At 73.1% G+C, this 24,295-nt stretch carries 14 protein-coding genes, 1 pseudogene and 1 CRISPR repeat array; of the genes and pseudogenes, 7 read left to right on the forward strand and 8 right to left on the reverse strand.

Features of this window, described 5'->3' with window-relative positions:
* Positions 1–30: 30 nt before the first annotated feature.
* A complete protein-coding gene (locus G443_RS04895; protein ID WP_253860143.1) occupies positions 31–3,495 on the reverse strand; it encodes a hypothetical protein in 3,465 nt (1,154 codons plus the stop codon).
* A gap of 804 nt (positions 3,496–4,299) precedes the next feature.
* Between G443_RS04895 and G443_RS04900 the strand changes: the two genes are divergently transcribed.
* Together G443_RS04900 and G443_RS04905 are read left to right on the forward strand one after the other, a co-directional pair.
* On the forward strand, positions 4,300–5,265 hold the full coding sequence (locus G443_RS04900; protein ID WP_026420297.1) for an arsenic resistance protein: 966 nt from the start codon (positions 4,300–4,302) through the stop codon (positions 5,263–5,265).
* Positions 5,266–6,396: 1,131 nt separating this feature from the next.
* The gene (locus tag G443_RS04905; protein WP_026420296.1) at positions 6,397–7,347 is read left to right on the forward strand and encodes a glycoside hydrolase family 16 protein; all 951 of its coding nucleotides are present in this window, start codon (positions 6,397–6,399) and stop codon (positions 7,345–7,347) included.
* Between the two features lie 283 nt (positions 7,348–7,630).
* On the opposite strand, the gene G443_RS04910 is transcribed toward G443_RS04905, so the two are convergent.
* From G443_RS04910 to G443_RS04925, 4 genes are all read right to left on the reverse strand, one after another.
* Entirely contained in the window at positions 7,631–8,965 is a 1,335-nt protein-coding gene (locus G443_RS04910; protein ID WP_081715668.1) for an MFS transporter, read from the reverse strand.
* A gap of 77 nt (positions 8,966–9,042) precedes the next feature.
* Positions 9,043–10,377: an alanine racemase gene (locus G443_RS04915; protein WP_051314305.1), complete on the reverse strand. Its 1,335-nt coding sequence runs from the start codon at positions 10,375–10,377 to the stop codon at positions 9,043–9,045.
* Complete coding sequence (locus G443_RS04920; RefSeq protein WP_051314304.1) at positions 10,374–11,525, reverse strand: M20 family metallopeptidase; 1,152 nt, start codon at positions 11,523–11,525, stop codon at positions 10,374–10,376. Before G443_RS04920 ends, G443_RS04915 begins: the two co-directional genes overlap by 4 nt.
* 101 nt (positions 11,526–11,626) lie before the next feature.
* Positions 11,627–12,349, reverse strand: coding sequence for a bifunctional 4-hydroxy-2-oxoglutarate aldolase/2-dehydro-3-deoxy-phosphogluconate aldolase (locus G443_RS04925; protein WP_051314303.1), 723 nt, complete (start codon positions 12,347–12,349; stop codon positions 11,627–11,629).
* Positions 12,350–12,659: 310 nt separating this feature from the next.
* Between G443_RS04925 and G443_RS04930 the strand changes: the two genes are divergently transcribed.
* The 4 genes from G443_RS04930 (at position 12,660) to G443_RS04945 (ending at position 16,023) form a co-directional block, all read left to right on the forward strand.
* Positions 12,660–13,697, forward strand: coding sequence for a sugar kinase (locus tag G443_RS04930; protein WP_026420294.1), 1,038 nt, complete (start codon positions 12,660–12,662; stop codon positions 13,695–13,697).
* A 61-nt stretch (positions 13,698–13,758) separates the two neighbouring features.
* Positions 13,759–14,532, forward strand: a complete 774-nt coding sequence (locus G443_RS04935) for an IclR family transcriptional regulator (RefSeq protein ID WP_035292905.1) — start codon at positions 13,759–13,761, stop codon at positions 14,530–14,532.
* Between the two features lie 16 nt (positions 14,533–14,548).
* Entirely contained in the window at positions 14,549–14,962 is a 414-nt protein-coding gene (locus tag G443_RS04940; protein WP_026420293.1) for a RidA family protein, read from the forward strand.
* 698 nt (positions 14,963–15,660) lie between these two features.
* Positions 15,661–16,023, forward strand: coding sequence for a hypothetical protein (locus G443_RS04945; protein ID WP_026420292.1), 363 nt, complete (start codon positions 15,661–15,663; stop codon positions 16,021–16,023).
* Positions 16,024–16,256: 233 nt separating this feature from the next.
* A CRISPR array of direct repeats spans positions 16,257–18,428; the repeat unit is 37 nt; unit sequence GTTGCGATCCTCACCGGCCCTGGAGGGCCGGTGCAAC.
* Between the two features lie 497 nt (positions 18,429–18,925).
* Here the strand turns inward: G443_RS04945 and G443_RS04950 are convergent.
* Both G443_RS04950 and pruA read right to left on the reverse strand, forming a co-directional pair.
* Positions 18,926–19,855, reverse strand: coding sequence for a proline dehydrogenase family protein (locus G443_RS04950; protein WP_026420291.1), 930 nt, complete (start codon positions 19,853–19,855; stop codon positions 18,926–18,928).
* A 25-nt stretch (positions 19,856–19,880) separates the two neighbouring features.
* Positions 19,881–21,506: an L-glutamate gamma-semialdehyde dehydrogenase gene (pruA, locus tag G443_RS04955; RefSeq protein ID WP_026420290.1), complete on the reverse strand. Its 1,626-nt coding sequence runs from the start codon at positions 21,504–21,506 to the stop codon at positions 19,881–19,883.
* 127 nt (positions 21,507–21,633) lie between these two features.
* Between pruA and G443_RS04960 the strand changes: the two are divergent.
* Positions 21,634–23,264, forward strand: a pseudogene (locus tag G443_RS04960) (PucR family transcriptional regulator).
* A gap of 365 nt (positions 23,265–23,629) precedes the next feature.
* On the opposite strand, the gene trxA reads toward G443_RS04960, so the two are convergent.
* Positions 23,630–24,001: a thioredoxin gene (gene trxA, locus G443_RS04965; protein WP_026420288.1), complete on the reverse strand. Its 372-nt coding sequence runs from the start codon at positions 23,999–24,001 to the stop codon at positions 23,630–23,632.
* Positions 24,002–24,295 lie beyond the last annotated feature (294 nt).

Below are 24,295 nucleotides of genomic sequence, written 5' to 3' on the forward strand. Positions count from 1 at the left end.
GTGTCCTCCTCGGACCCCGAACGGTCCCCCTCATCCCCTGGCGCGGGCTCCGGGTCGTCGGTGTCCTCGGTGGACGGCGCGCCCTCCGTTCCGGCCGGTTCGGTGGCAGGGTCCTCGGATTCGGCCCCCGGAGCCGCTGGTTCGCCAACAGGGCCCTCGGTCGCGTCGACGGTCGGGGTTTGCTCGACGGTCGAGGGCTGTTCCGTGGCGGGGCTGGTCTCGCTGGGCGGTGGCTCCTCGGCGTAGAAGGTGAGGTCCCATCGGCCCGGGGTCGAGGACGTCGTCGGGCCGGGCGGTGGGGTGGGGTGGGGGCCGGCTCGCGGGGAGCCGCCGCCGGAGGTTCCGCAGGGGGCGGTGGGACGTCCCGCGCCTCCGGCGGTGGGTCCGCCGGCCGGTGCCGGCCGGCCGGCGGGGTCGTGAGGTCGGCTGGCTTCGGTTCCGCGACCGTGGCCGGCCGAACGGGGACGAGGGGGACGACGGCGGGTTCGACGGGCGGGCCGCCTCCACCGGGGCGGGTGGCGCGTCGGCGCCGCCAGCGTCCGCCTCGGGCACCGGGGGCTGGTCCTCCTGAACGGCGGTCGGGTGGGCGATGCCCCCGTCGGCGGGTGGAGCCGGTGGCGCACCGGCGACCGGCGCCGCCCCCGGGTCCTGGTGGTCCTCCCGAGGGCCACCGTGGGCGTCGAGGTGCCCGGGGGACGGGGCTTCGGGCGGGATCGCGGTCTCGTCGGTCGCACCCGTGACGTCGCCCGCCACCTCGGGCCGGGGGTGCTCGTCGATGTCGGCGGGCCGCGTCCCCGGCTGGTCGACCGCGCGTGGCTCCGCCTCACCGCCGTCCTCCCGCGCCCCGCCGTCGGGGGTCGCGGCGGCCTCGGAGCCCCCGCCGGCGACGGGGCCGGGGGATTCCGGCGACACCTCCGCCTCGCGGTCCGTGGCCCAGGTCGCGCGGTCGAGGTGAGAGTCGGAATCGGAGGAAGGGGTGGGGGAAGGGGTGGGGGAAGCCGCCGCGTCGACGGTCGAATGATCCACCGGCCGGGGTTCGGTGGGCGGAAGCGCGGGGAGGTCGGCGGCGGGGCCCACCGAGCGGTCGCCATCCGCCTGCCGCCGGTCGCGCGGCTCGCCTCCGTCCGGGCCGTCCCCGGCGCGGTGAGTGCCGGGAACCCGGTCACGGGCGGCGGTGGTCGCCTCCGTGCCGGGGTGGGCGCCGCGGTCCGGTTCGCCCGCCGCCGGCTCCCGGGTCAGGGCGCGGTCCTGGTCCGCGTCGCCGGCCGGGGCCTCGTCGGCTCGCGCTGGCGGGGTGTCCGCCGGTCCGGCGGCGGGAGGCGTCGAGGGGTCGTCGGCCCCCTCGGGGGTCGACCGCCCCTCGGAGGGGCGGGCCGGGGAAGTGCCTTCGTGGCCGGGGGCGGCGGGCCGCGCGTCCACCCGCACCGGGCCAGCCTCGACGTCCGAGGTGGACGGCTCATCCCGGGTCCCGGTGGGCGTCGGTGTTCCCCCGTGTCGGAGGCGCCGGTCCGTGGCCGGCTCGGTGGCGGCGTCGACCTCGTCGGTGGCGGGAGCGGTGTGCCCGGTGACCGGTTCTCGGGGGTCGACCTCGGGATCACCGGGCCGGGTCGCGCCGTCGCGCGACTCCGTCACCGGCCGGTTCGCGATCCCACCTGGCCGTGGTGCACCGTTCGACACGTGGTCGGTGCCGGGCGGCGGAGCCATCGTCGCGGCCGGCGCCACCGGTCGGTCGTTGCGGGCGGGATGCTCCGGGTCATGCCGCACCCACCACAGGGGGGCCGAGGTCGGCCGGTGGCCGGGGTGCTCGTCATCGACCCCGACGCCGGCGTCGGCCGCTGCCCCGTCGGTCGCCGGCGTCGGCTCGGCGGACCAGGTGGGTTCGGTGGGGGACGGTCGCGGCGGGACGTCGCCGGGACCGTCCTGCTCGGACGGGGGCTCCGCCGGTGCGGTGTCCGTGGCGGCTCGCTCCTCGGACGGGACCGGGTCGCCACCTCCTGCCCGCCCGTCCTCCGGCGCCGTCCAGGCCGCCTCGGAGGTGGCCGCCCCGGTTGGGGCCGAGTCGTCGCGGGACTCCTCCCGGCCGAGGGGGGCGGCGCCGGGATGGGGACTCTCCTCCCGTCCGGCGGATTCCTCGGCGCGAGGTGGCTGCCCGCTGCCGGAGGCTCCGCCCTCGGCGCCGGGCATCCCGCCGTCAGCCTCCTCGGCCTCTGGCGGCGGAGCCGCCCCCAGCTCCGGGGACGTGGTTCCTCGCGGGAGGTTCGCCTCGTCGTCCCCGGAGGGGACGACGGCGGGGCGCGGTGTCACCCCTTCCTCCTCCGCGACCGCAGCTCGTGCCGGCGACGCCTCGTCGTCCGGGTGCGGTTCGCCGGCGGGGGTGCCCGGTCCCGACGCCCCGGCAGCGCCCGCCGCGTCCTCCTGGTCGGACTCCCCGTCCGCCCACTCGGCGTCCCCGGCGGCCCCGCCATCCGAGGCGGCCCCACCCAGGACGGGCGCTGTCTCCCCCGGCGCGAACCGAGGGGCGGCGGGCGCGCCCACCACGGGCAGCACGACGGTCTGCTCGTTGGCACCCGGGCAGTCCGTCTCCGCCGGAACCTCCACCTCGGGATCGACGAGGAGATCCGACACCGCCAGCCGTTCCACCACTCGCGGCCTGCCAAGCGGGGGGTGGCAGCGCAGGCTCAGCTGGTCGTGGGCGTCGAGATCCGCGAGGTCGGGCAGGGCGGCTGGGCGCCAGCCGCCGTCGCGGCCACGGATCAGGGAGACGCTGGGCAGCACCACGTCGTGGTCGAGCAGCGCGGCGAGGCGACTCGCCCAGTCGGACAGCGGCCGGACACCGTTGACGGGCACGACGGTCAGGTACCGCCGCAACCCCGGGGGCAGCCGGTCGACCAGGACGGCCGTCTCCTCCGGGCTGGGCAGGCCACCAGCCAGGTCCAGCACCACCCGGGGCGCGGCGTCCGACAGGCGGACCTGCCGGCCCGCGTGTTCGGGCAGCGGCTGCCCGGAGCGGGACCGGACGTAGAGGCCAGCGGGGATCGGGTCAGCCTGGAGTTCGTCGGTGGTGGTCGGGCCCGGCGGGACGAGCGCCTCCCAGTAGGGGCGGCGCCACCGCACCGCGAACCGGAACGTGGGCTGACGGCCACGGAAGAACCGCCAACCCGACTCGCCGGCGGCGCCTCCCGCGTAGAGGTGTCCACCAGCGACCCACTCCACATCGGCCTCGGGTGCGACGATGTCCACCCGGAACGCGGAGCTGAGCTCGGCGGCCCAGCGGGCGTGAGGCCCCTCGACGTCCCCCAGTTCGGGGACGGCGAGCCACAGCTGGTGGCCGGGCCCCCGCGACTCCGGGAGGCCGAACCGGCAGGCCTCCCACAGCAGCGGCCACAGGTTCCCCGTCCGGAGGACGGACGGGGCCACGACCACGATGGTGTTGTCGGTGACGGCGGGCAGCTCCCGCAGGAACCGCTGTTCCTCCTCGTCCCGGTCTCCTGCCATCCGGATCAGCACGTTCGGTCCGCGTGCTTGGAGGAGGAAGTCACCGTCGGGTTCGGGCCGTGTGCCGGCCCGCTCGTCGTGCGGCGGCTGCATCAGGGCGCGTCTCGATTCTCGGTCTTTCCGCTCACCGGTGCCGGGTCCGTCTCCCAGGTCAGTGGGTCGCCACTCCTCGCGGGCCAGTCTCGGTGATCACCATCGCGCCACCGGGGGCGGTACCCTCGCCTGTGAGCGATCCAGGGGTTTCCCTCACGACACGGGACGTCGATGTTTCGCGTCCGTGAGGGCGTCACGGTTCCACACTGACCATGCGAGGCGAGTCGGCGGATCTTATCACCCGAAGGGGTGAGCTGGATCTCGCGACCTCGTCCCCGCGACGAGGGTGAAGCCCGCCGCTCACTAGCGTGAACGGGTGTCCTCGTCCTGTCGCCAGGGCCGCGTCGTCGCAGCTCACCCGGCCGCCGCCTCCCGATCCCACGTGCCGCTCTGGTGGCCCGCCACCACCTCCGGAGGCGGGACCCGCACCCGGCGCGACTCCGCCCGGGCCGGGGTGCCGCGACGCGTGCCCACCACACCGATGTCGCCGTCGAGCGCGGCCGCTCCCGGCCACCGGCACGCCTCCCCGGACAGGCCCACGACGAGCGGTGCGGCAGCCGGTCGGCCGCACCGCCACTCCCCGCACCGCCACTCACCGCACCGCCGTGCCCCGCTCCTCCAGCCGCGCGGGGTCGACGCGGCGGACGTGTCGCCCGCCGGACCCGCCGCTGGACCCACCGGCGGGCCGGAGCGAACGGGCGGGTGTTCCTGATGTCCCGCTGGGAGCGCCTGCAGAGCGTCCTGGTGGCGGCGGCCGCCGGCGGTGGCCTCGCGGTGGGCGTGGCCTGGCCCGTGGGCGCGGTGCTGGAGCACCTGGTGCTGCCGGCGCTACTGCTGATGCTCGTCTGCGTCTTCGCGCGACTCGACGCCGCCCAGGTCGGGGCGGTCCGCCGGGCTGGGGCGGTCGTCACGACCAGCCTGGTCCTCAACTTCGTCTGGACACCGCTGCTGGCGTGGGCTCTGGGGTCGGGGCTGCTGGGAGACGCGCCGGACCTGCGGATAGGCCTGTTGCTGCTGCTCGTCACCCCCTGCACCGACTGGTACCTGGTCTTCACCTCACTGGCCCGGGGTCACCTGGGTCTCGCCGCCGCGCTGCTGCCGGTGAACCTCGTGCTCCAACTGGTACTGCTCCCCGTGTACGTGGTGCTGCTGGGCGGGCCGGCCGCCATGGTGGACGCGGGGACCCTGGTCGAGGCCGTCCTCGTCGTCCTGGTCGTCCCGCTCGCGTTGGGCCTGGGGCTCCGCTGGGGCACCGGCCGGTGGCGCGGACCGGCGTGGCGCGACCGCGTGCTGGACGGCCCGGCGGGAGCGTTGGTGCTGCCCCTGCTCTGCGTGGCCGTGTTCGCGATGTTCGCCTGGCAGGTGCGCACCGTCGTCGAACACGGGTCCGCGCTGCTCGCCCTGCTGATCCCCCTGCTGGTCTTCTTCGTCGTCACGCCGCTGCTGGCCGTGGGGACCGGACGTGCGCTGCGCCTGCCCGCCGACCAACGGGTGACGTTGACGATGACCACCACGGCCCGCAACTCGCCGATCGCGTTGGCCGTGGCGGTTGCCGCGTTCCCGGACCGCCCGTTGATCGCCGTGGCGCTGGTGGTGGGGCCGCTGCTGGAACTGCCGGTGCTCGCCCTGCTCAGCCAGGTCGTCCGGGTGCGGGAACCAGCTGGTTCGACGGGCTGAGCGGCGGGTGGCGTGGCCAACGCCGCCGGACTGGCCCGTGCGCCGCCCGGGTTCCAGGAGCTGCCCCGGAATCCCCAGCCTGGGAGGGAGCGGACGTCGAGATCCGGGAGGCCCCGGGGACGGCGGGGCATGGGAAGCCGTCCCGGGTGGCGGGACGGCGCACTCCCGGCCCACCGCTCTACCGACGAGTTTCCTTCACGCGGGCTGGCGACCGGCCCTGGGCGAGCGGTGAAGCTCCGCGTTGCCGGGGCCTGTTGGCGGCGCGCTTCGTCGCCAGCGGACGCGCCCGGACCCCCACCGCGCCCCGCGCCACACGAGCTCCCGCGCGCCGAGCGGATCGAGGTGCGTTCCGCACAGCACGGAAGTGCCGCACCCGGACCGCTAACCGGAGGGGACGAGCGAGGAGTTCTCGGCGCCACCAACGCCGAACCACCCCGCTGGCGCGTCCTGCGGCGGGGACCGCACGCCAGAGGGCCGCCGCGCCTCCGCCGAACGGCGACAGCACGCCGGTCACTCCCGGACCGGCCCTGCTCGCGGCGTACGGGCACCCCGTCGTGACCGTCGCCCACGTACCGTCGGACACGGCGGCTGATCCACCATCACGACGGTGATCGGCCTGCCCCGGATCAGCTCCCTGATCCCCTCGCGGTCGAACGGGGCAGGGCCGTCACCGCATCGCGTCCGACGGCGGCAGTACGAACCCACCTCCCCGCCGACCCGCCCCGGCGGGAACCGCCATCAACGGGGCTCGTCCTCGCCTGCGCCGTTCGCCGTAGCGCGGCGGACAGCCTCCTGGACAGCTCGCGAGGCACCTCGTCGACTGTCGACACTGCCCGTCCTGGGTCGCGCAGACCCTCGACCTGCCGGTGAGCAGGACGAAGCGTCCTTCACACAGGCGGCACCGCGCCCGTACCGCCGGCCGGCCAGACGCTCGCTCCCCCACCCCGGTGTCCCCGGTCACGGCCGTCGATGCGGTACCAGTAGTCCGCCCGCACCCACCAGGTGCCGGTTGGTCAGCGGCCGACGACGGAACGACCTGCCGAGCGGCATGGGGCCTCGTACGGGGTCGGACGCCGTCGGCGGTAGCCACCCCGCAGGTCGAAGCGGTCGCGTGGAAGACAGGAGCGTGGAATGCCCCTTGGAACAGGACGGTCAGCCCGCCGTCGTCACCTCCCCGCACTGGTCGCTCTCGCCGGCGCGGTCGCCCTGCCCGTGGGCCTCCTCCCCGCTCTCGGCGGCACCGCGACAGCCGGGGCGGAAGCAGCTGAGGCCCCCACCCAGGTGCTCTTCGACGACTTCGACTACACAAGCCACACCGACCCGCGCCTGCGGGAACGCGGCTGGAGCGTGCGGAACTACCCGGGAGGTCCCGGTATCGGCGGTGACACCTGGTCGGCCGCCAACATCAGCTTCCGGTCGGAGGGGGCGGGGGCGGTGTTGCGGCTGGAGGCGACGACCGACGGCACGGTGGCCGGCACCTCCCAGGCGCAGATCAACACCCAACGCCGTTTCCACCACGGCACCTACGCGGCCAGGGTGCGGTTCACCGACACCCCGGTGAGCGGCCCCGACGGCGACCAGGTCCTCCAGACCTTCTACACCATCACTCCCCTGCGCTGGGACTACGACCCGGAGTACGGGGAACTGGACTTCGAGTACCTGCCCAACGGCGGCTGGGGGCAGCCGTCCTCGGCGCTGTTCCTGACCAGCTGGGACACCTACCGGCCCGATCCGTGGGACGCGCGCAACGAGTCGACCGTCCGCCCAGGATCGCTGGAGGGCTGGCACGACCTCGTGGTGCAGGCCGACGGCGGTACCCGGACGATCCGCTACTACCTGGACGGTCAGCTCGTCGCCGAGCACGGCGGCCCGAACTACCCGGCCAGCCGGATGAGCATCGACTTCAACCAATGGTTCATCCCGGAGGGCTTCGTGGGGAGTTCGGCGAGCCGGACCTACGAGCAGGAGGTCGACTGGGTGTACCACGCGAAGGACGAGATCCTCAGCCCCGCCGAGGTGGCCGCGCAGGTAGCGGCCCAACGCGCCGCCGGAATCCCCCACCTGGACACCATCACGGAGTGAGCCCGGTACGCCACGCCAGCCGGAGCACCCAGGGACATACCGCTCCGCCGAGTGCTCCGGCCTGGCTGGGTCCACAGGATGCTCCGGCCTGGTTGAGTTCACAGGCGGAGGCTGCCCACGGCGCGCGAACGGTCACCTCGCAGCGTCACGACACTGTGGTACTCCGCACCGAGGGCGTTCACCGTGGCGGGAACCGGGAATCAGGGACGTTGGGCTCAACGACCGAATGGTGCGGCCGACACCCTGCTGGGCGTCGGCCCCACCGCTCCTCCACTCGCTCAGCTCAGCTCGCCGGCTGGCCAGCCTGGCGGGTGTCCGGGGTGCGGACCCGGCCGAAGAACGCCAGCAGCAGCGCACCGGTCAGGGCCACCACGGCGGCGACCGTGAAGGTGCCCGTCCAGCCGAGGGACGAGTCCACCAGGTACCCGGTGATCATCGGCGCGATGATCGACGCGGTCGTGGCGAACATCTGCATGGCGCCCGACACCGAGCCGTACCGCGAGCCGGGCACCGCCTCACCCACGATGAGCCAGTACTGGGCGCCGGTGAAGTACAGCAGGAACACCACGACCGTCATCAGCGCGACCGCGCTGCCCGTGCCGCTGACCGTGCCGATCGAGCCGAACAGCAGGCCGGTGGCGGCCAGGCAGATCACGACGGTCCAACGCCGGGGGGCCACCGACTTGCCGGTGCGCCGCACCAACCAGTCGGTGAACGCGCCCCCCAGCGCCAGGCCGATGCACCCGCCCACCCAGGGGATGGCGCCGGTGACGGCGAGATCGCTGAGGTCGATGCCCCGCTCGTTCACCAGGTACGTGGGGAACCAGTTGAGGAACGTCCACAGGATCCAGGCGTACCCGAAGAACGCCACCGCCGTCGTCCACACCGCCGGCAGCGTCAGGTAGCGCCACCACGGTTCCGCGTTCGCGTCGGCGTCGGCGTCGTCCTCGGCGGCCGGGGCGGCGTCCTGGCGGATGTGCGCCAGTTCGCCCTTCGACACCCAGGGATGCTGCTCGGGGGTGTCGCGGACGACGACGAACCAGCCGATGGCGAAGAGGACACCCAGGACACCGAAGATGATGAAGGGCAGCCGCCAGTTGCCCTGGGTGGCGTCCATGATCGCCACGACGACCGGGGTGCCGATCGCCCCACCCAACGGGGTGGCGGCGTTGGCGATGCCGACCGCCGTGCCCAGTTCCTTCTTCGGGAACCAGTTGTGCATGACCTTCGCGGTGACCGTGGCCTGGGGCCCTTCACCGGCTCCGAACAGCAACCGGATGATGAGGAGGCTGACGAAGCCGACGCCGGCCGCGGTCAGCGCGGTGAACACCGACCAGGCGATGGCTGCCCACCCCATCACCTTGGCCGGGCCGAACTTGTCGGCCAGCCACCCGCCGATGAAGCCGAACGGCGAGTAGGTGAAGGCGAAGGCGGCCAGGATCCAGCCGAACGCGGCGTTGGAGAAGCCGAACTCGGTGATGATCAGCGGGGCGGCCACGCCGATGACGGCCCGGTCCGCGTAGTTGAGCATCAGGATCATGAAGTTCGAGGCGAGGATCGCGAACCGGGTTCGTGATCTCTTCTCGGTGGAGGCCTCGGTGGAGGTGGGGGCGGTCATGGCGGTTGTCCTTCTGGGTGGCGCGGGCCGCGGGGTTCGTGTGACACGGGCCGGGCGGCGTGGACGAGCGCTGCTGGTCAGAAGTAGCAGCGGGCCACCGAGACGACGGTGTCGTCGTCGGCGGCGATGACCGCGGAGAGCCAGCGGTCGTGGGCGGTGCACGGATGGGAGATGCCCAGGCGCACCAGGTCGGAGGGCCCGAGGTCGGCGTCCGGTGGGACGGTGAGGAAGGCGTGCTGGTCGTTGAGCGCGGTGACCTGCCATCCCGTGGTGGGGCGGGGTGACCCGCCCCGGTGGTCCCTGGCCTCGATGGGGAGTGGGAGCCCTTCGTCGTAGTTCAGCTCCCGTCGGCCGGCTCCGAGGATGACCTGGTCGGGGGTGGGCCTGGTGAGCACCGGTGCCCACACCTCGATGGCGGGGGCGAGCCTGGCCACCTCGGCCGGGTCGGAGCCCGAGCCGTCGAGTGGGGACAGTGCGTGGTAGAGGCCCTGGTCGTGGGTGAGGTAGGCACCGGGCCGGGCGATCACGCGGACGGGGACGTCGGCGGGCCACCCGGTGGCGAGTTCCTCGCCGACCAGGTCGAAGTAGAGGCTGCCGCCAGCGGAGACCACGTATTCGGGGAGCCGGGGGTCGCGGTGCGCGAGGACGGTGTCCATGGCGGCCCGCACCCAGCTGAGGTAGTCGCGCACGGCGCGCAGGCCTTCGCTGCCCCGCGAGTGGCTGACCGACCCCTCGTACCCGGATACGCCGGCCAGGGCGAGCGTGGGGTTGGCGCGCACGGCGTCGATCGTGGCGGCCAGGGCGGCGGTGTCCCGGCAGCCGCCGCGTCCGCCTTCGTGGCCGACCTCCACGAGAACGGGCAGGGGGCGGTTGGGGTCCTGGTCGGCGAGGGCGTCGGCCAGCACGGCGACGCCGGCCGGGGAGTCCACGTAGCAGGAGAAGCGCCGTTCCGGGTCCTCCCCGAGCCACTGGGCCGCCTCGACGGCGAAGGCCCGGTCGACGAGCTGGTTGGCCAGCAGGATGCGGTCGTGACCGGCGGCCATGAACACCCGGGCCTGGAACGGGTTGGCCACGGTGACGCCCCACGCTCCGGCGCGGAGCGCGTAGTCGGCCACCTGCGGGGAGGCGGACGTCTTCAGGTGGGGCGCCAGCGACATGCCCCGGTCGGCGGCGAAGAGGGCCATCAGTTCCGCGTTGTGGCGCAGCGCGGAGTCCCGCAGCACGAGCAGGGGGAAGCCGAAGTCCCCGTCGAAGATCCGGCGTCCGGAGTCACCCAGTTGGGCGAGGGTCTGGTGCGCGGCCGCCGGGGGCAGCCCCTTGAACCGCCAGCCGATCGCGCCGTCGTCGATGAACCCGGGGTCCGGGCGTGCGGGGTCGGTGGGGGTGCGGGTGGTTCCGGTGTTGTCCGTCATCGTGCCTGCGCTCCCTTTGTGTCGAGGACCGGGCTGCGGAGCAGCTCTCCCACCACCTTGCGGGCAGCGTGGAGTTCGTCCAAGGGCACGAACTCCGCCGGCGTGTGCGCCTGGGCGATCGCGCCGGGGCCGAAGACGACGCAGGGCACGCCGTCGAGGGCGATCTTGGACGCGTCGGTGCCGTGTCCCACGCCCTTGGCCTCCGGGTTGTGCCCTGCCCCGGCCAGCACGGACGCGACGGAGCGGACGAACGGGTCCTCGGGGTCTGTTTCCAGGGCGTAGTCGACGATGTGGGGTTCGGCGACGTCGACGCCCTCGGGCCAGCGGCGGAGGAGTTCGTCGCGGAGTTCTCCCCACACCTGGTGGGGGTCCTCGCCGGCGACGGTGCGGCGGTCGATGGTCAGGGTGGTGCTCTCGGGCAGGACGTTGGGGCCGGAACCGCCGTCGATCATGGTGACGGCGAGGGAGGGCGGTCCCACCAGGGGACGGGCCTTGGCGTCGAGGGCCGGGGCGTACTCGTCGGCGAGGTAGTCCACGATGCGGGCGGCGGTGGTGATCGGGTTGGTCTTGCCCCACGGTTCGGAACTGTGGCCGCCGGGCCCGCGAGCGGTGATCCGGCAGCGCATGCAGCCCTTGTGGGCGGTGACCATGCGCAGCGAGGTGGGTTCGCCGATGACGGCGCCGACCGGGTTGATGCCCTGGTCTCGCAGTGCGAGGACGCCCCGGTAGATGTGTTCCTCGTCGACGACGCCGGCGAGGGTGACGGTGTGGGGTCGGGGGCCGCCGGCGGCGAGTTCTGCCATGGCGGTGAGGAACACCGCGAGGGGCCCCTTGGCGTCGCAGGAGCCCCGTCCGTAGAGGAGGCCGTCGCGGATGGTGGGTTCGAACGGGGGCACGGTCATGCCCTCGGTCTCGACGGTGTCGAGGTGGGTCTCCAGCAGGATCGTGTCCGCGCTGTCGCCGGGGACGGTGACGACGACGTTGTACCGGCCGTCGAGGACCTCGTGGAGGTCGGCGGTCATGCCGTGCCGTCGGGCCCAGTCGGCGACGAACTCGGCGAGCGGTGTTTCGGCGGGTTCGGCGCGTCCCCTCGGGTTGACGCTGGGGATGCGGATCAGCTGCGACACGAGGTCGACGACGTCAGTCATGGCTCCTCCTGGTCCGCCGCCGGGAACACGGCGGTGTGTTGGTGGTGCGGGCGGTTCGGGGGTTGGCTGGTCGGGGACGGCGCGGTGTCGGGTGGGGTCGGTCAGGCGACCGCCTCGGGGGTCGGGTGGTCCGGCGTCGCGGGTCGAGCGCGGAGCGCCCGGACGAACTCGGCGGCGCGGCGGGTGAGGGCGGGCCAGTCGCCGGCGGCGATGGCCTCGGCGGGGGCGACGTCGGTGCCGGCGGCGACGGCGAACGCGCCGGCTGCCAGGTACGCGGCGGCGTCGCGCGCGGTGACACCCCCGGAGGGCACCAGCGGGGTGGTGGGCAGGGGGCCGGCGAGGTCGCGGACGTAGCGGGGGCCGAGCCGGTTCGCGGGGAAGACCTTGACGGCGGCGGCTCCGAGGTCCTGGGCGGTGAGCACCTCGCTGGGGGTGAACGCGCCGAGCAGGACGGGGAGGCCGAGGTCGTGGGCCGCCTCGGCGACCTCGGGCTGGAGGCCCGGGGTGACGAGGAAGCGGGCTCCGGCGTCGGCGGCGGCCCTGGCCTGGTCCGCGGTGCGGACGGTGCCGGCCCCGACGATGGCCCCGGTCTCCGCCGAGGTGTCCGAGGCGCGGCGGAGGTGGCGGGGCAGGTCGGGGGTGGTGAAGGTGAACTCGACGATGCGCAGGCCGCCGGCGGTGAGTGCCGCCGTGAGCTCGGCGGCGTCCGGGAGAGTGCTGGCTCGGACGACGACGAGGGCGCGGTCAGTCGCGAGGGCTTCCACGGCGGGGTGGGCCTCGGGTGGTGACGAGCCCGGGGGGACGCGGGGTTCCCTGGCGGTCATCGTGTTGCTCCTTGTGCTGGCGAGCCACCGGTGGTCGGCCGGGTGACGGCGATGTCGGGGTGTTGGCCGGGTGGTGGCGCGGTCGCCGTGGGTTCCGTCGAGAGCCGGGAACGACCCCACCACTTGCATTGCGTCATACGCAACACTTATTGCGTATTTCGATTGGGAGGTTGTAGCATTCGACCGCGCCGGGGTCAATGGCGGACCACGGCACCCGGACTGGCCGGGACGGACCAGGAACACGCCGCCACCTGGCGGTAGCACGCACGACCGGCCGCAGCACCGCGCCGACCTCGACCAAGGAGCGTTCATGCCCCTGCCAGCCCAGCGCCCGCCGCGAGCCGTGTGCGTCGGCGAGTCGATGGTGGTGCTGGTGCCGCACCGGACCGGACCGCTGGAACACGCCGAGGAGTTCCGGCGCTATGCCGGCGGCGCCGAGTCGAACGTGGCCGGTGCGCTCGCCGGACTCGGCGTCGACACCTCCTGGGTGTCCCGCCTGGGCGACGACGGATTCGGTCGGTACCTGCGGGCGGACATCGCCGACCGCGGGGTGGACGTTTCCGCCGTCGAGATCGACCCGCTCCGCCCGACCGGCCTCTACGTCAAGGAGACCGGCGACGGAACCGGGGACCTCCCCGCCGGACGCAGCCGCATGCACTACTACCGTGCCGCGTCAGCGGCCTCCGCGATGTCCCCGGACCTGGTCTCCGGCGGGCCGGCGCGCGACCTGCTGGACCGGGCCGACCTGGTTCACGTCACCGGCATCACCGCCGGGATCTCCGACTCCGCCACCGACCTGCTGTGGCACCTGCTCTCCAGGCCCAGGCCGTCCACCACCGTCAGCTTCGACCTGAACTGGCGCCCCGGCCTCTGGCACGGACGCGACCCCGCCGTGCTCGGACGCCTCTGCGCGCTCGCCGACGTCGTCCTCCTCGGAGCCGACGAGGCCGCCGAGGTGCTGGGCAGCTCGTCCCCCGCCCGCCTCCGCGAACTCCTCCCGAACCCCGACATGCTGGTCGTGAAGAACGACGCGCACGACGCGATCGCCGTGGACCGGACCGGCGCCGAGGTCGTCGTGCCCGCCCTCGACGTCGAGGTGGTGGAACCCGTGGGAGCGGGTGACGCCTTCGCCGCCGGCTACCTCGCCGGCACCCTCCGGGACCTGCCGGTGGCGCACCGCCTCCGCCTCGGGCACCTGTGCGCCGCCCGCGCGTTGGCGGTGCCCGGCGACCACGGCGTTCCCCCCTCCCCCGCGACCATCACCGCGCTCCTGGCCCGCACCGATGACGAATGGGCGCGGACCAGGGTGAGCCGGCTGGGCGTCGACACCCCGCCGGTAGCGTCGTGACGGCGGAACCAGGAGGCGGGCGACGAACGCGTCGACCACGCCCGGACCAGGAGGTGGGAGCGTGAGCCAGAGTCTGGCCAGGGCGCTGAGCATTCTGATCGACCTCGGCGAACGGGAGCAGTCGCTGGACGACCTCGCTGAACGGTTGGGCGTGCACAAGACGACCGTGTTGCGGCTGCTGCGGACCCTGGAGAGCGAACGCTTCGTCTTCCGCGACGACGCCCACCGGTACCACCTCGGATCCCGGCTCTTCGCGCTGTCCAGCCTCGCCCTCGAGCAACGGGAGGTGCGGAACATCGCCTCCCCCCACCTCGCAGAGCTGAACCAGCGCACCGGGCAGACCGTGCACCTCGCCGTCTACGAGGCGGGCGAGGTCATCTACGTCGACAAGTACGACTCCCGCCACCCGGTGCGGATGTACTCGAGGATCGGCCTGCGCGCCCCCCTGAACTGCGCCGCCGTGTCCAAGGTGCTGCTCGCCGACATGCCGCCCGCGAAACGGCGCGGGGTCGTCGACGGCATCGACTTCGTCCGGTTCACCGACCAGACCATCACCGACGCCCCCACCCTGCTGGCCGAGCTCGACCGGGTCGCCGACCAGGGATACGCGGTGGACCAGGCCGAACACGAGTCGTTCATCAACTGCGTCGGCGCGCCCGTACGGGACGCCAGCGGTCGGGTGGCCGCCGCGGTGTCCGTGTCCGTGCCCACCGTCGTGCTCAGCTACGAACAGGTCCTGGAACTCCTCCCGGACCTGCTGTCCACCGCCGCCGCGATCTCCCGCGACTGCGGGTACGGCGGCACCGCACCGCCGAGATCCACCTCGGCCCGTTGAGAGAGGGGTCAGCTCGATGGCTGCCCAGAGCAAGACCGCGATCCGTACCGACGCCGCCCCGGCCCCCGCGCACACCTTTTCCCAGGGGGTCCGCAAGGGACCGCTGCTCCAGGTGTCCGGTCAGGGCCCGGTCGACCCGACCAGCAACGAGTACGTCTTCCATGGTGACGTCCACGCGCAGACGATCCGCACCCTGGAGAACGTGGCGGCCATCCTCGCGGCGGGCGGCGCGAGCTTCGAGGACGTCATCATGCTGCGCGTCTACCTCACCACCCGCGACGACTTCGCCACCATGAACGAGGCGTACGGCGAGTTCGTCACCGCCCGGGTGCCCAGTGGCGTGCTGCCCGCGCGGACGACCGTGTTCACCGGCCTGCCCCGCGAGGAGATGCTCGTGGAGATCGACGCCCTCGCCGTCGTCAACGACTGACTCCCCGCCCCACCCGGGTGTTGGCCAGTCCGCGCTCCGTTCGCGTCAGCGCGCCAGCACCCGGGCCGAGGCGCCCTCCCCCGGCATCCCCGAAGACGCCGACCGGCGGCAACCAGAAACCCGCGGTTCGACAGCACCGTCCTCACACGACACTGTCAGGAGTCGTGCTCCTCCGGTGGTGCGCACATCCCCGCACTCCACACCAGTGACCAACCCCCGTGTCGTTGACCACAGCCTCGCGCTGATCGATGAAGCCACGAGGTGGGCACGGCACGACGGGATCGCAGGACGCAGCACCTGGCTCACCCGCGAACTCGACGCAACCCCCGCCCGCACTCGGCGGGACGATCGCGGCGTTCACCCCCGCCGCGGCCGCGGCCGCGTCACCCCCAATGCGGACAGCGCCGAGGCCATGTCCACCAAGCTGGATGCCATCGCGGACCGCGCCGAACGCAGGCTGACGCTCTTCGAGGACCTCGAGCGGGTAGCTCTGGGGTCGAGTGACGTCCGCCCCGCCAGGACGATGGAACGGCAGGACCGCGCTGCGGCCGCCGGCACCCCCTCGCCAGGAAAAAACTCGTGCTCCACGTGCGGTCGCTTCGCGAGGTCGCCGCCGCGGTACGGGCCTGCGCGCACTCGACGGTCGGGACGGACGAGGAGAACGCCGCGGTCCCGAACCAGAAGGGAGACCAACCGGCATGGGAGCCTCCAGACGCTGCGGCCGGGTCCTGGTAGGTCCACTGCTGGCGGCGCTCGTCACGATCAGCGGCTGCGTCCGGGAGTCGGCCGGTCACGCCACCCCCACCACCAACGGCGACCAGTCGGGGACGTCCGAAACGGACGCCTCCGCGACGGGCGGGGCGTCCACACCGAGCAGCGGAACTGGTTCCTCCTCGGCAAGCGCAACCCTGGGAGGTCTGGACCCCTGCGAACTCCTCGACGACGAGCTCACCTCGGTCGGAATCGACCCGGCGACCGGAGAACGGAACTCGATCGGCATCAACCACGCCCGCGCGTACGGGCAACTGGACCCGTCAGCCCCCGTGTACTGCTTCAGCTGAACACGTTCCTCGAGGTCGACGAGCAGAACTACGGGGACGAGGTGGAGGAGATCGAGGCGGACGGCGCCGCGCGCTGCGATTGAAGGACGACACCTTTCGCGAGATCGTCCTGAACAGCGCACTCCCCTAGGCCTCCATGATCGTGACGGACATGCTCAGTTCTACAGATCCTCACCGCCCCGGAGGGCCGGTGCAACGCCGAAGTCGCCCCGCATGACGAAGTGCGTGACCTCGTTGCGATCCTCACCGGCCCTGGAGGGCCGGTGCAACTGGCGGGCCAGCTCGCGGGAGTCTTCGGGCGAGGCACTGTTGCGATCCTCACCGGCCCTCCAGGGCCGGTGCAACGCTCGGCTTCCCGGCCGCGCTCCTGCTCCGCGTCGACGTTGCGATCCTCACCGGTCCCGGAGGGCCGGTGCAACTCCTCGTCCTCGACGAGGCCAGCTTCACGCTTTCGTTGCGATCCTCACCGGCCCCGAAGGGCCGGTGCAACAGTGCCGGGCGTACTCGCCCCAGCGGAGCCACCACGTTGCGATCCTCACCGGCCCCGAAGGGCCGGTGCAACGTGGCCATGAACGCGGGGTCGTCGTCGAGGATGCGGTTGCGATCCTCACCGGCCCCGGAGGGCCGGTGCGACGGTGGGCTGACCGCGCCGCCCGCGCCGGTCAGCCTCGTTGCGATCCTCACCGGCCCCGGAGGGCGGGTGCAACCCCCGACGGCATCAAACGTGCCGGCCGCATGGCCCGCGTTGCGATCCTCACCGGCCCCGGAGGGCCGGTGCAACGGGTTTCAGGGGCCAGAGGTCCTGGCCGGTCTTGGTGTTGCGATCCTCACCGGCCCTGGAGGGCCGGTGCAACCCGCCGCCACCGACCGGATCCTCCTGGCGGCGGCCGTTGCGATCCTCACCGGCCCTGGAGGGCCGGTGCAACTGTTGGTTGACGCCCTCCCCTTCGGAGGGGGGGCGTTGCGATCCTCACCGGCCCTGGAGGGCCGGTGCAACCACCGCCAGCCCGAGGGTCAGCGCTGGCTTGTCGACGTTGCGATCCTCACCGGCCCTGGAGGGCCGGTGCAACCTGATCGGCTGGGTCATGTTCCTGGCGCCCGGCGGAGTTGCGATCCTCACCGGCCCTGGAGGGCCGGTGCAACGACGGCCGCAGCAAAGAGGAGGTCAAGTTTGGCAAGGTTGCGATCCTCACCGGCCCTGGAGGGCCGGTGCAACCCCAGGCAGGCGCCTTCGGTTTCCTGGCCATCGGGGCACGTTGCGATCCTCACCGGCCCTGGAGGGCCGGTGCAACGGCCCCCACCGTGTGCTGCACCGCATTCCCGAGGGTGTTGCGATCCTCACCGGCCCTGGAGGGCCGGTGCAACCGCCGTCGGCGCCGCGCGGGCGCGGCTGGGACGGCGGGGGTTGCGATCCTCACCGGCCCTGGAGGGCCGGTGCAACCCCCCGCCCGCTACCCTCCGTGGCCATGGAGATCCGCGTTGCGATCCTCACCGGCCCTGGAGGGCCGGTGCAACGCGGCGTGGCCCAGCCAGCACGCCAACCAGCTGGCGTTGCGATCCTCACCGGCCCTGGAGGGCCGGTGCAACGCCGGCGCCGGGACACCGCCGGGCCGGCGGTGTCCCGGGTTGCGATCCTCACCGGCCCTGGAGGGCCGGTGCAACCGGTCAGGTCCGCGCGGTCGTGGTGATCGGGGTCGGGTGTTGCGATCCTCACCGGCCCTGGAGGGCCGGTGCAACTCAGCTCCAGGCCGGCAGCGGCAGCAGGGGTCAGCGTTGCGATCCTCACCGGCCCTGGAGGGCCGGTGCAACACGCCCGGCGTTCCTCCAGGCCGTGTTGGCGGCGTCGAAGTTGCGATCCTCACCGGCCCTGGAGGGCCGGTGCAACCAGGGTGAGGGGCGCGGACCGTGCGCACGACGCGACGCGTTGCGATCCTCACCGGCCCTGGAGGGCCGGTGCAACACGAGGTTACGGTCGGAGTCCGACCACTCCACATCGCGTTGCGATCCTCACCGGCCCTGGAGGGCCGGTGCAACAGGGGCCCCAATGTGATACGGGTGGCCCCAAATCGGCGTTGCGATCCTCACCGGCCCTGGAGGGCCGGTGCAACGCCTCGCCGTCCTCCCCAATTTTGGTGCGCTCGGGACGGTTGCGATCCTCACCGGCCCTGGAGGGCCGGTGCAACCGCACACCCCGGACGGCACCCCGGACGCGGCGGTCCTCGTTGCGATCCTCACCGGCCCTGGAGGGCCGGTGCAACGTGACCCCTGAACGCAGATCGGCCCGGCCGGTGCGCGTTGCGATCCTCACCGGCCCTGGAGGGCCGGTGCAACCCCGCAGCCAGACGTCCCGGGTAGACAGCTCAAGCGAGTTGCGATCCTCACCGGCCCTGGAGGGCCGGTGCAACGCTGCGCGAGCAGCGGGTTTCCAGTCTAGAGGCGACACCACGCCACCATGAGACAGACATATCGGACAACACGCCCGGGATTCGCTTAGGAGAGCACCGGTGTGTCGCGTGACGCTTCCGATCCGCGCTCGAGGGAGGCGGCTGATCGGATGCCGTTGCACCGAGCGCACGGCTGCGGGGACACCGCTACCGAAGGACACCGGTTGATGTTACCGCCGCCCCGGCATGGACCTCCCGAGCACAGCGCCCCGTGAGCGCCGGGGCCCCTCCTCCGCACCGTCGCCCCTGCCCCGCACCTGGTGGCCACCCGGCGCGCGCAGGCCCTGGCGCACCGCCCGGCGCGCATGCGGGGCGGGCCTGGGTGGACCTCGGCCCGGCCCACCGGAGTGGTGGACCGGGCCGACGGGCCGTGTCCCCGCGCGGGCGTTCGGGGACACGGGTGGTGTTGCGGTGCGCCGCCAGGCTGGTCACGGCGACGCACCGCAGGTCAGGGGTGGTCAGCTCTTCGTGGCGAGTGCCCGCAGGAAGAAGCCCACGTTCGCGGGCCGCTCGGCCAGCCTGCGCATGAAGTAGCCGTACCACTCGTCGCCGTAGGGCAGGTACACGCGCATGGTGTTGCCCTCCCCCGCCAGCCTGAGCTGTTCCTCGGGACGGATCCCGTAGAGCATCTGGTACTCGTAGCTGTCCCGCGCCCGGTTGTTGTCCCCGGCCAGCCTCGCTGTGATGGCGACGAGCCTGGGGTCGTGGGTCGCCACCATCGGGTAGCCCTCCCCCGACATCAGGACGTCGAGGCACCGCACGTAGGCCCGGTCCACCTCGTGCCGCGACTGGAACGCCACCGAGGACGGCTCCTTGTAGGCGCCCTTGCACAACCGGACCCGGCTGCCGGGGCCGGCGAGGTCCCGGCAGTCGGCCTCGGTGCGCCGCAGGTACGCCTGGAGCACCGCCCCGACCCACGGCCAGTCCGTCCGGAGTTCGCGGAGGACCTCGAGGGTGGAGTCGGTGGTGGTGTGGTCCTCCATGTCGAGGGTGACCGTGGTCCCGGCGGCAGCGGCGGCCTCGCACACCCGGCGGGCGTTGTCGAGGGCGATCCGCTGACCGTCCGATCCCAGGAACTGGCCGACGGCGGACAGCTTGAGCGACACCTCGGCCGCCTGGGCCAGGTTCGCCGTCCGCAGCCGGTCCAGCAGTCGCACGTAGGCGTCGACCGTCGCGTCCGCCTGCTCCCGGTCCGTGGTGTCCTCGCCGAGGTGGTCGAGGGTGATGCGCAACCCGTCGTCGGCCAACGCCGTGGTGGCGGTGATGGCGTCGTCGAGGGTGTCGCCGGCGACGAAGCGCCGGACCACGTACCTGGTCGCCGGGGTCCGTTCGACGACGGTTCTGGCGAGCGGCGAGCGGCCCGCCGCGAGCAGGATGGATCGCAACATGGGGTTTCTCCTCACGCGGTGATGCTCAGCCCTGGTGCGGGTAGCCGCTCGACGTCGGCGGCACCAGCGTCTCCTTGAGGGAGCGGGGGCTGGTCCAGCGCAGCAGGTTCAGCACGGAGCCGGCCTTGTCGTTGGTGCCCGAGGCCCGGGCCCCGCCGAAGGGCTGCTGGCCGACGACGGCGCCGGTGGGCTTGTCGTTGACGTAGAAGTTGCCGGCGGCGAAGCGCAGCTGCTCGCTGGCGTAGGCGATGGCGGACCGGTCCTGGGCGATGACGGCCCCGGTGAGCGCGTAGGGGGACACGCTCTCCATCTGGCGGACGACCTTCTCGAAGTCGGCGTCGTCGTAGACGTGCACGGCGAGCACCGGCCCGAAGTACTCGTCGCGGAACACCTCGTGCTCGGGGTCGGTGCCGACGAGGACGGTCGGCCGCACGAAGTAGCCCTCGCTGTCGTCGGCGGTGCCGCCGGCGATGACCTCGAGCGTCGGGTCGGTGCGGGCCATGTCCAGCACCCGGGACAGCTTGGCGAAGGAACGGTCGTCGATGACGGCGCCCATGAAGTTGGACAGGTCGGTGACGTCACCCATGGTGAGGCCCTCGACCTCCGCGACGAGGTCGTCGCGGAGCCGGGTCCACAGCGAGCGGGGGATGTAGGCGCGGGAGGCGGCGGAGCACTTCTGGCCCTGGAACTCGAAGGCTCCCCGGACGAGGGCGGTGCGGAGGGTGTCGACGTCGGCGGAGGGGTGGGCGAGGACGAAGTCCTTGCCGCCGGTCTCGCCGACGATCCTCGGGTAGCCGCGGTAGTTGGCGATGTTGGCGCCGACCGCGCCCCACAGGTGCTGGAAGGTGGCGGTGGAGCCGGTGAAGTGGATGCCGGCCAGGTCGGGCTGGGCGAGGGCCACCTCGGAGACGTCCAGGCCGTCACCGGTGACGAGGTTGATGACGCCCGGCGGGAGACCGGCCGCCTCCAGCAACCGCATGGTGAGGTGCGCGGCGAAGCTCTGGGTGGGCGCGGGCTTCCACACGACCGTGTTGCCCATCAGGGCGGGGGCGGTGGGGAGGTTGCCGGCGATGGCGGTGAAGTTGAAGGGCGTGATCGCGTAGACGAAGCCCTCCAGCGGCCGGTGGTCCATCCGGTTCCACACGCCGGCGGAGCTGCGGGGCTGCTCGGTGAGGATGTCCCGGCCGTACTGGACGTTGAAGCGCCAGAAGTCGGCGAGCTCGCAGGCGGAGTCGATCTCGGCCTGGATGGCGGTCTTCGACTGGCCGAGCATGGTGGCGGCGTTGAGGGTGGAACGCCAGGGGCCGCTGAGCAGGTCGGCGGCGCGCAGCAGCACGGCGGCGCGGTCGTCGTAGCTGAGGGCGCGCCAGCCGGGGGCGGCCTGGCGGGCGGCCTCGACGGCGTCGGTGGCGTCCTGCTGGGTGGCGTTGCCGAGGGTGCCGAGCACGTGGCGGTGGTTGTGCGGCTGCACGACGTCGATCCGCCGGCCACCGCCCATCCGCTGTTCACCGCCGATGGTGAGCGTCAGCTCGCGGGGCTCGGCGGCCAGCTCGGTCAGCTTCGCCTGCAGCTCCGCGCGCTCGGGGGTGCCCGGCGCGTAGGAGAGGACAGGTTCGTTCTGCGGCGTCGGAACGTTGGTGACGGCGTCCACAGGACGGCTCCTTCCGGCGGTGGGTGGATCGATGTGACGGACCTTAGGCCCGGGGCAGCGCGGAAGGCTTGGCCGACTGGCTAGTGTTCGTGGTGGAAGTTTGTTCGATCGAACGAAGGGGGTGGGTGTGACGGTGCGGGGTGTGTCCGCCGCCGGGGCGCCGGGGGCGTCGCTGCGGCAGCTGCTGCTGGCTTTGGACGACCCGTTGGTGGAGCTGGTGGCCGCTCCCGCTGGGTTGGACGTGGTGATCGGTGAGGTGGTGATCCTGGATCCGGAGGACGCCCCGGACACCCAGCGGGGGGATCTGATCCTGTTGATCGGGGCGCGGGACGCCTCGGCTCTGCCGGCGGTGCGGGCGGCGGCGCGACGGGGGCGGCGGCGGTGGCGGTGAAGGTGACGTCGTCGGGGGCGTCGGACGCGTTGCGGGCGGCGGCGGTCGACGCGGGGGTGGCGTTGCTGGCCGTGCGCCCGGCTGCCCGGTGGGAGCAGGTGGAGTCCCTGGCGAGCGGGGTGGTGAGCCGGGCGCGGGTCAGCGCGGACGCCGACGAGGGCGAGGTGTTGGGTGACCTGTTCTCGACGGCGCAGACGGTCGCTCACCTGACGGGCGGCATCGTGAGCATCGAGGACACGGCGGCGCGGGTGTTGGCCTATTCGCGGTCCTCCGGTGAGGTGGACGAGTTGCGGAGGTTGTCGATCCTGGGGCGCCAGGGGCCGGAGCCGTACCTGGAGATGCTGCGCGAGTGGGGCGTGTACCAGCGGTTGCGGTCGGGGGAGGACGTGGTGCGGATCGACGAACGCCCGGACCTGGGGATTCGGCGGCGGATCGCGGTGGGGGTGCACGCGGGTGGGCGGCCGTTGGGCGCGATCTGGGTGCAGGAGGGTGACGAGCCGTTGACCGAGCACGCGGAGCGGTCCTTGTTGGGGGCGGCGCGGGTGACCGCCCTGCAGCTGGTGCGGCACCGCAACGAGCCCTCGGCCGGGTTGCGGCTGCGGGAGAACCTGCTGGCCGGGTTGTTGAACGGGCGCCTGGACCCGTCTGCTGCCGCCGGGCAGTTGGGGGTGGATTCCCGGCGTCCGGCGGCGGTGGTCGCGTTCGCCTCGCGGGTGGAGTCGCCGGGGGCGGTGGTGGACCGGCCCGAGCTGGAGTTGCGCCGGGACCAGTTGGGGAACGTGATCTCGATGCATGCCGCCGCGTTCCGGCGTGGGGCGCTGGTCAGCCAGTTGGGTACGCGCACCTACGCGTTGCTCCCGGAGCTGAGCGGTTCCGGGGAGGCGGCGGTGGTGGGGTTGGCGCGGGAGATCATCTCGGCGTCGCGGGGTATCGGATTGGTGGTGCGGGCCGCGGTGGGGTCGGTGGTGCCGGAGTTGGGGGGTGCCGCGGACTCGCGTCGGCAGGCGGATCGGGTGTTGGACGCGATGGCCGGGGACACGGCGGCGCGGGTGGCGACGATCGCGGACTGGCGGGCGGAGGTGCTGGTCAGCGAGACGGTGGACCTGCTGGCCGAGCACCCGGCGATTCGGGACCCGAGGGTGACGGCGCTGCGCCGGCACGACGAGAGGAACAACGGCTCGTTGGTGGGGTCGGTGGTGGCCTACCTGGAGTCGTTCGGGGATGTCCGGGCGGCGGCGCGGCGGCTGCACGTGCACCCGAACACGCTGCGGTACCGGATTCGGCGGGCGGAGGAGGTGAGCGGTCTCGACCTGGGAGACGCGCGGCAACGCCTGTTCACGGAGCTCCAGTTGCGGTTGCGCGAGTGAGCCGGCGGTGGTTCCGGAGGGGGCATCCGGCTGTCGCGCCTCGTCCTGGTGTCGGGGCACACCCCGGCTGGCGAATGGCAGCGGATGTGGGTGGTGGCGGGGCCGGGCGGTTCGGCCGGCCAACCCGCCCGACGGCTATTCCGGCCGTTTCGAGGTGACGTGGTGGCGGGACGTCCGGGTGCTCGTCGACCAGGGGCGGTGACGGCGCGCGTCCAGCTGGTCGGAGAGGCGGTCACCGGGCGAGGACTGGAGGGGACCGGGGGACTCCCGGTCTCCGGGCGGGGACCCCAATCGCCTACGACAGCGCTCCGCCCCGGCACCCGTTCAGGGCACCGGGGCGGGCGCGACGCGTGACGGCGAGCGGTTCACTCGGCCTTGCTGGACTCGGCGACGGAGCGCCGCACCTCGTCCATGTCCAGTTCCCGCGCCTGCCGAATCACGTCCTCCAACGCCGCCTCCGGGAGGGCGCCGGGCTGGGAGAAGACCAGCACGTTGTCCCGGATGATGGCCAGGGTGGGGATGGAACGGATCTCGAACGCCCCGGCCAGCTCCTGCTGGGCCTCGGTGTCGACCTTGCCGAACACCAGGTCGGGGTTCTTGTCGGCGACGCGGTCGTAGACGGGCGCGAACTGGCGGCAGGGGCCGCACCAGGACGCCCAGAAGTCGACCAGAACGAAGTCGTTCTCGGACACGACCTCGTTGAAGTTCTCCTTGGTCAGTTCGACCGTGTTGCTCATGGATTGCCTGCTTCCTGGGGTTGGGAGTGCCGGCACTGGTGACCAACACGATGCCCCGGCCGGGTATTCCTCGGCTCCGGGAGGGGCCGTTCACCTCGGGGAACTGGGTCGAACGCTCCGGGCCACCCACCCCCCGGGCCGGTCGGGCGGCGTTCTCGGCCAGGATCGGGACCGCCGCGCCGGGAGCGCCTGCCCGGCCCGGCCCCCGAGCCGGTCACGGTGAGGCGGGAGGTCCGAGGTGCGTTCCCGCCCGTGCTGGGTAGCCCCACGAGAGCGGGTTCCCCTCCGGGGCGG

The organism is Actinoalloteichus caeruleus DSM 43889 (genome assembly GCF_000429185.2).
GTDB lineage: Bacteria > Actinomycetota > Actinomycetes > Mycobacteriales > Pseudonocardiaceae > Actinoalloteichus_B > Actinoalloteichus_B caeruleus.

What these genes read in the sequence shown, in the direction of transcription:
- trxA (WP_026420288.1), bottom strand. Translation starts at nt 24,001, where the DNA reads ATGAGCAACACGGTCGAACTGACCAAGGAGAACTTCAACGAGGTCGTG.
- G443_RS04910 (WP_081715668.1), bottom strand. Translation starts at nt 8,965, where the DNA reads ATGACCGCCCCCACCTCCACCGAGGCCTCCACCGAGAAGAGATCACGA.
- G443_RS04925 (WP_051314303.1), bottom strand. Translation starts at nt 12,349, where the DNA reads ATGACCGCCAGGGAACCCCGCGTCCCCCCGGGCTCGTCACCACCCGAG.
- G443_RS04930 (WP_026420294.1), top strand. Translation starts at nt 12,660, where the DNA reads ATGCCCCTGCCAGCCCAGCGCCCGCCGCGAGCCGTGTGCGTCGGCGAG.
- G443_RS04900 (WP_026420297.1), top strand. Translation starts at nt 4,300, where the DNA reads ATGTCCCGCTGGGAGCGCCTGCAGAGCGTCCTGGTGGCGGCGGCCGCC.
- G443_RS04905 (WP_026420296.1), top strand. Translation starts at nt 6,397, where the DNA reads ATGCCCCTTGGAACAGGACGGTCAGCCCGCCGTCGTCACCTCCCCGCA.
- G443_RS04950 (WP_026420291.1), bottom strand. Translation starts at nt 19,855, where the DNA reads ATGTTGCGATCCATCCTGCTCGCGGCGGGCCGCTCGCCGCTCGCCAGA.
- G443_RS04945 (WP_026420292.1), top strand. Translation starts at nt 15,661, where the DNA reads ATGGGAGCCTCCAGACGCTGCGGCCGGGTCCTGGTAGGTCCACTGCTG.
- G443_RS04895 (WP_253860143.1), bottom strand. Translation starts at nt 3,495, where the DNA reads ATGGCAGGAGACCGGGACGAGGAGGAACAGCGGTTCCTGCGGGAGCTG.
- G443_RS04915 (WP_051314305.1), bottom strand. Translation starts at nt 10,377, where the DNA reads ATGACGGACAACACCGGAACCACCCGCACCCCCACCGACCCCGCACGC.
- G443_RS04940 (WP_026420293.1), top strand. Translation starts at nt 14,549, where the DNA reads ATGGCTGCCCAGAGCAAGACCGCGATCCGTACCGACGCCGCCCCGGCC.
- G443_RS04920 (WP_051314304.1), bottom strand. Translation starts at nt 11,525, where the DNA reads ATGACTGACGTCGTCGACCTCGTGTCGCAGCTGATCCGCATCCCCAGC.